Genomic DNA, 6449 nt, shown 5'->3' with positions numbered 1-6449 from the left:
GTCTGAATAACCCATGCATACTCATCAGTAAATCCAAATCCCTTTGGTTCTACAGCAAAGCAATCTACTTCCGGATCATCACCTTCTGCATAAACCAGTAATGACTCTTTGTCGAAAAAGAGTTTGTTCTCTGGAATATAGCCCTTGTAATAGAATTTTTTTCCATACTTCTTTTCCAAATATTTAATCATCTTTTCTATTCTCTTGATGATTCTACGATGATATGTAGACAATTCTTCCCAATTATTAGGCAGCTTTGTTCTCTCTAAAATTTCCTTTTGTCTTCTTGTAAGTTTGTGTTTAAATATTTTTCCCATAAAAATTCTCCATACATTTATTTTTCTAACATTAGATTTGAACATTATACCATGAAATGGTCCCTAAGTACGGGGTTTTAGGACTAAAATGATAATGAGCCATTATCCCGTTCTCATAGGTCATATATTTAAATAATGGTTTTAAAAATATTTTTGAGATTATATTTGAGTATATTTATTAAGAAACAATGAGTTTTTATCAACAAACTGTTATTAATACTTGAAAAACAGTCACAAATATACTATTGTGTAACAAGATACACAAAAATGGAGGATATTATATGAAAAACAGAATCGTTCAGACACTAATAATATTTGCATTCGTAGCTTCTGTAATGGGTGGGAAGAATACAATTACAGCTCATGCTGCTGAGGCAAATACAGCAACAGAGGCAACTCAGACAAAGACAGTTACTCTTACAAACGAAGTTAAGGCAATGCTTAAGAATGTATTTGATGCTACATATTATGCTGAGACTTATCCAGATGTAGTAGCCGTACTTGGAACAGATGCAGATGCACTCTTCAATCATTATGTATCTAATGGTATCAATGAAGGTAGAGATGCTTCAGCAACATTCAATGCTTCAGTATATGCCCTGGCTAATCCAGACTTAGTTGAGGTATACAGTGGTGACATGAACTCAATCATCGCTCACTATGTAGTATGCGGACAGGCAGAGGGCAGAGTTGCAACACTTGCTACTTATGTAGCAGGTATTAAGGCAGGTACAGTAGCAGCTCCAACATCAGGTGGCTCAGGAAAGGGTGCTGTATCAAATACAACAACAGAATCAACTGATTACTTACATGCAGATCTTGCAGCGGAATTAGGACTTCCAGCATGGGCACTTTACGATGGTCCTGGAGTAATGCTTCCAACTGGAAAGATTGTAGAAGTCGGTGAATTCTTCGTTATGGATTGGGTTGGAACAGGCATATATGGTAGATATATAGGTACAGAAGGACATCTCCACTTGGAAGAGTCCCATGATTCGACATATTCAGAATTCGGTTCATCAGATTCTGGTTCAGGTTCCTCAGACGGCGGTTCATATACAGAGAGCCTTGGCGAATGGGATAGTGACTCATCAGACAGTGGCTTTTCAGACAGTAGTTCATATGAATTACCTTCCGATATTGTATGGGGTTAATATATTCCTCAATTAAGAATAAAAGAGCTAGAGATTAAGTTCTCTAGCTCTTTTGCTGTTTTAGGTTTATTAGTATGTAACTTTAATGTAATTGAATCTAACAGCTGCATTAACAGAAGCACTTTCCCCTACAGCACGTCCACCTGTGTTTTGAGCAGTAGAGTGCATATTAACACTTATATAAGCACCTTCTAATTGAGTATCTGAATAATCAGAACAATCGAATGTCCATGTAAGTTCTGACGAATTCGAAGAATATAGAGCTATTTCGTCTAGGCATCCACGTTTAGGACTATATAATTTAAATGTCACCTCTTTAGCAGAAGCTGAGACTGTTACAGTTTTTGCACCGGGAGCAATACCTCCGCTTTCAAGTGAAACAGTCCCTGATGCTGATGCATGTATACCAAAGCTATTTCCACTGCCATTTTCAATTACTGTTTTTGAACTTGATGCAGCATATTTACCAGACGATGAACTACCAGCGCATAAGCCTGTTGTAGCTCCAGTATTTTTAGTTGAACTATATGTTTTTGAGCCACCTGTAGCAGAGCCTTTATAAACAGTATATGTTTTTTCAGGGATTCCACTAGAATGTTCAAATGATGCTTTATAATTTATTAACGAACTATTTTCCGTTTTTTCTAGTGTGTAATCATACTGAACGTCTGTTGCTGGACACTTAGTACAATAACCTGTTGCCTTACAGTAATATGGAGTTGTTGATGATCCAGATGTTATTGGATTATCATACTTATCATAAAACTGATATGAGTAAGAGTATATATGTCGATTCTTCTCACAATCTGAAAGTGGAACATATGTCCATGTTGCGTTACAGTAACCATAATGATATCTATCACAAGCGCCCCTACCTACATGCTGATTCAAACCATCTTTGTAGTGTGCTGAAATGCTAATTACAATTGTTGATGACCATACATATTTATCTGGGATTGAAAGTGTTGTTTTATTTTGAATTTCAATATTGTCATAAATAACTGTACCCGATGCTGTATCTTTTACTGTTACATTAAGTGTACTTGCAACGTGCCCGTTACCAAATCCACCACCGCCTGGCTTCAACTCGAATGAAAAACTTTTTACACCAATTGGCTTAACTACATCCTGGTAGCCTTCACCACTATGGATTGGACACCAGAAAGAATCATCATCATCACTCCAACATGAACGGCCGCAACCTGTCCAGGTACTTGAAGCGTATTTAACATCAGATGTGATTGTTTCACCTGCATGCTGAATTGCATAACTCATAGAGCCTTCAGAAGAGCTTGTGGAATGCTTCTGATAATATCTCATTAACCATTCTTGCTTCTGCTGAGCTGTTACAGTATTGTTATCAACAAGTGTTCTAAGTGTTGAATAGAATGAACTATTACTAAAGCAAATATTATATGCTAACCAGTCATAATCATTATCACCAAGACTTGTTTCAGTATAATCGCAGTCAGCATCGCCAGCCCAGATAGATGACATATTAATGTTTGCGGCAACATCCGCTTTACCTGTTCTATAGGCACTTGTTTCGCCCATTTTTTCAGCTGCATTTACAATTAAGTCACCAACAGCCACATGTGGACTTGAAATACAGTAATTAAAGAATTCTTGATTAACATTACCATTTGCAAATCCTTCATATGAAGTTGAGATAAGATTGTATAAGCTTTCAGAATTATTCTTTGCAGCTACACCACCTGTTCTATATGCTACATAGTCAGATACCATCCAGTCCATGTATGTTTTAACCCATGTCTTTTGAATGTCGCTAAGTGACATATAATCACTACCAAAAATCTTAAGGACTGAAATATCATATGTATCTCTTGTAGTTCCGCCAGCACTCCATTTTGCATTGTATTTTGTATTTGTTGAGCCGGCACCCTTTAGAAATGTATTATTTGATGCATCCTTACCACCACCGAGGAAAAGACCGTTCTTTGTAAGCTCAATCATACCTTCTGTAAATATAGGATGGCTTGATGATGTCTGGGCGTATTGTTTAAATACGCTTGGCTCTTGATTAAGCCAATTGATTACAAAATCATCATTATTGATAAGTGTTGCAAAGATAAATCCATCAAACTCCGGATTATAAGTTACCTGAGTATTATAGCTAGATTTTAATGCTCCATCTGTACCAACATAAAGATTGTAATACTTTGTGGCCCACTTAGAAGCTGATACAGTATTGCCACTTGGATCTGTAGCTGTTGCACTGTAATAGCTTTGTGATGAGTTCCAATTTGTTTCTTCGTCAAAGAGCTTTAACCAAACCCACTGGACTATATCACTATCAGCTGATGCATTTTGAGCAATATATGCCACGTAATCACTTCTAAATGGAATAAAATCTCCTTGATTCTCTTCAGCATGAACTGTAGTAATCATTAAGCGAGAAATAGCAAAGAATGTTGCAAATATGAAACTTGTAATTCTTTTTAAGTATTTCTTTAACATTTTAAAAATCTCCTAGATATCAATATTATAGGAGGCAGAGTGTCCACCTCCTATATATTTACTGATTATTAATTACCATGGTTTAAATACACCATTGACATAGTAGCCATATGTACCAGTAGATGTGTTATATCCGAACTCGAATTCTTTTGTATTATCGGACGTAATATCTTCAAGATGCTGGATTCTCTGCTCATAATCATACATATATGATGATGTATTTGATGCAAGAGCCTCAAGTTGATCGATAAGCTTTTGACGTTCTTTCTCATTCTCAGATGACTCTGAATTGATCTCAGATAAAAGTTCATTCTTGAGTGTTTCCAGAGAAGCAGCTGATGAATCACTATTATTATTAATTATTTCAAGCATAGCTGCTCTTTGCTCATCTGAAAGAGAAGCATTTTCATTAATAAGATCAATTAAGTTCTTATTTAAGTCTTCAAGATTAGTTGAAGTCTCGAGCTGAAGCTTTTCGATTTCCTTTGTAAGTGTCTCAAGACTTGATGTAACTGAAACCGTCTCCCAACCATTTTCACCATATCTTTGAAGCTGGCCGTCTTTAATTGCATAATCACCTACTTGATATGAATGCTCTGGATTATAATCCTCTGCACCAATAGCATTAATAAATGTCTGATAGTTCTGGTCAATCATTTCCGTGATTGTTACAGCCTTCCATGCTGAATCAGAATTTGGAAGCTGAGAACCATCACTTGTTGAAGGATTATCACTTACATTCTTATAAATTGTATTGTTATAAATTACATAGTCACCAGCAACATACTGACCTGGGTTTGAAGGATCGTAGTCCTTAGCACCTGTAACTGTCTTAAATGTGTTATATGTGTTGTTGATAACTGTCATGATAGATGACTCTGCCCAGTTTGTTGTATCAAGATCAGGAGTAATATCCGAATTAGCGCCAGTAATATTTCTGTAAAGCTTATTATGGTACATTACATATGAATTAGGAGTATATGAAGAATCAGCGCTCCATTCAGGGATGCCATTATAAAGCTTTTCAATAAATGTCTGGAATACCTGCTGTGTATATTCAGCCTGGCTAAGCTGCTTCCAGTTTGTTGTATCATTGTCTGGACTCGTAGCATTTGATGTACCTGTAATATTGATATAAAGCTTATCTCTATATACAGTAACTTCGTCAATACCATATTGCTTATCTGCAGACCATTCATCAATACCGCCTGTTGTGTTTGATACAGTTACGTTGTAAATCTGCTGGATTGCTGTAGCAAGTGACTGTTCTTTCCAGTTTGTCTTATCAAAATTAGGTGAAGTTGAAGTATTATCGCCAGTTACATTTTGATAAATTCTTATATCACCATCATTGTAATTAGTCTTATCTTCTGGAGCATAATCATCAGCAATTTTATAAATTACGAATGTATTGATTGCATATTCCTTATTAGCTTCCCAAACACCAAGACCACCATACATATTCTGGTTTGTCTCATTATTGTAATGTTTAAACTGATTATATGTTTCGTTAATATAATCTTGAGCCTTCTGGAAGTTGTCTACTTCAAGCTTTGCTAACTTATCATAAAGATCCTGAAGATTAGCTAGCTGTTCATTTGTATAAACAAGATTATTATTAATTTCTGTCTGAAGAGAATTCTTAAGTGCCTCTAGAGTAGCTGCGTTTTGATTCATATACTTCTCTAATATTGACTGAACATGATCAATACTTTTTTGATTGTCAGCAAGAAGATCCTCGATTGAAAGAGAATTCAAATAATCTTGAATAATCTGATTAAGTTCAAGTTTCTGCTCATCAGTAAATGCTGAAGAAGAATTTAGATAATCTGCAATAAGCTTTGAGATTGCTTCCCACATCTCTTCTTCTGTAATATCACCGTTCATGTAAGCATTAATACTATCTAAGAATGCCTGCTGAACTACTTTTCTTCCTTCCTCTGAAGAAATACCATTAACAACGTCTGACTGAATAGCTGTAGGTGAAAGACGCTGCACGCCAACAAAAACAAGTGCTCCCATAAGAGCTAAAATACCAACTGAAAGACCAATAGATACTTTATTGAGCTTTCCATTTCTGCCAACATAAACTTGCTTTGTTACTTGTTTAAACTTTTCTACTGACTGCTCAGCAGTCTTTTTGTTGTGACCTATACTCATTTCTTAAGTCTCCTTTTTTCATTTCACTTGTGTCAAAAATAATCATTCTTTATAAATAATGGATTATTATTTTTTTAAACATAAAAAAAAGGAGTTTTTATAACTCCTTTAACTGATATCTAAAACCATAATAGACTCTAGCTTATCTTTCACATTCCACGTCCCATTGTGGTTGCTCTATACTAATCACCTGATTAATAGTCTCCGCCTCCGGTTTATGGGATTTGAACATATATTTTTTTTCATACGGATTTCGTAGTTCCGTACTTATCATTTTTGATTTTAATGAATCTTGCGATTCTAGTGTTGGATATTCAATAACATTTTCATCCGTTTTTAC

Annotated in this window: 5 protein-coding genes; 1 reads left to right on the top strand and 4 read right to left on the bottom strand. The window is 35.5% G+C overall.

Annotated features, from left to right (window positions below; translation table 11 throughout):
* Nucleotides 1-317 (bottom strand): hypothetical protein (locus BLP50_RS13915; protein ID WP_330386099.1); only part of this gene is annotated, 317 nt, incomplete at its 3' end.
* Nucleotides 318-598: 281 nt separating this feature from the next.
* Between BLP50_RS13915 and BLP50_RS13910 the strand changes: the two genes are divergently transcribed.
* Nucleotides 599-1471: a hypothetical protein gene (locus tag BLP50_RS13910; RefSeq protein WP_090155831.1), complete on the top strand. Its 873-nt coding sequence runs from the start codon at nucleotides 599-601 to the stop codon at nucleotides 1469-1471.
* Between the two features lie 69 nt (nucleotides 1472-1540).
* Here the strand turns inward: BLP50_RS13910 and BLP50_RS13905 are convergent, their stop codons facing one another.
* The 3 genes from BLP50_RS13905 to BLP50_RS14475 form a co-directional block, all read right to left on the bottom strand.
* Nucleotides 1541-3949 carry a hypothetical protein gene (locus BLP50_RS13905; protein ID WP_090155829.1) on the bottom strand — a complete coding sequence of 803 codons (2409 nt, stop codon included), beginning with the start codon at nucleotides 3947-3949 and terminating at the stop codon, nucleotides 1541-1543.
* Between the two features lie 72 nt (nucleotides 3950-4021).
* Nucleotides 4022-6109: a hypothetical protein gene (locus BLP50_RS13900; protein ID WP_090155827.1), complete on the bottom strand. Its 2088-nt coding sequence runs from the start codon at nucleotides 6107-6109 to the stop codon at nucleotides 4022-4024.
* Between the two features lie 142 nt (nucleotides 6110-6251).
* On the bottom strand, nucleotides 6252-6449 hold a 198-nt coding region (locus BLP50_RS14475; RefSeq protein WP_207645749.1), incomplete at its 5' end, for a hypothetical protein.

This window comes from Pseudobutyrivibrio sp. AR14 (assembly GCF_900101325.1).
Taxonomy (GTDB): Bacteria; Bacillota; Clostridia; order Lachnospirales; family Lachnospiraceae; genus Pseudobutyrivibrio.
The sequence above is the reverse complement of the archived record's forward strand: the minus strand, read 5'-3'. Positions and strand labels throughout refer to the sequence as shown.

Bases quoted from the DNA above. Each gene is read 5' to 3' on its own strand.
- BLP50_RS13910 (WP_090155831.1), top strand. From the start codon at position 599: ATGAAAAACAGAATCGTTCAGACACTAATAATATTTGCATTCGTAGCT.
- BLP50_RS13905 (WP_090155829.1), bottom strand. From the start codon at position 3,949: ATGTTAAAGAAATACTTAAAAAGAATTACAAGTTTCATATTTGCAACA.
- BLP50_RS13900 (WP_090155827.1), bottom strand. From the start codon at position 6,109: ATGAGTATAGGTCACAACAAAAAGACTGCTGAGCAGTCAGTAGAAAAG.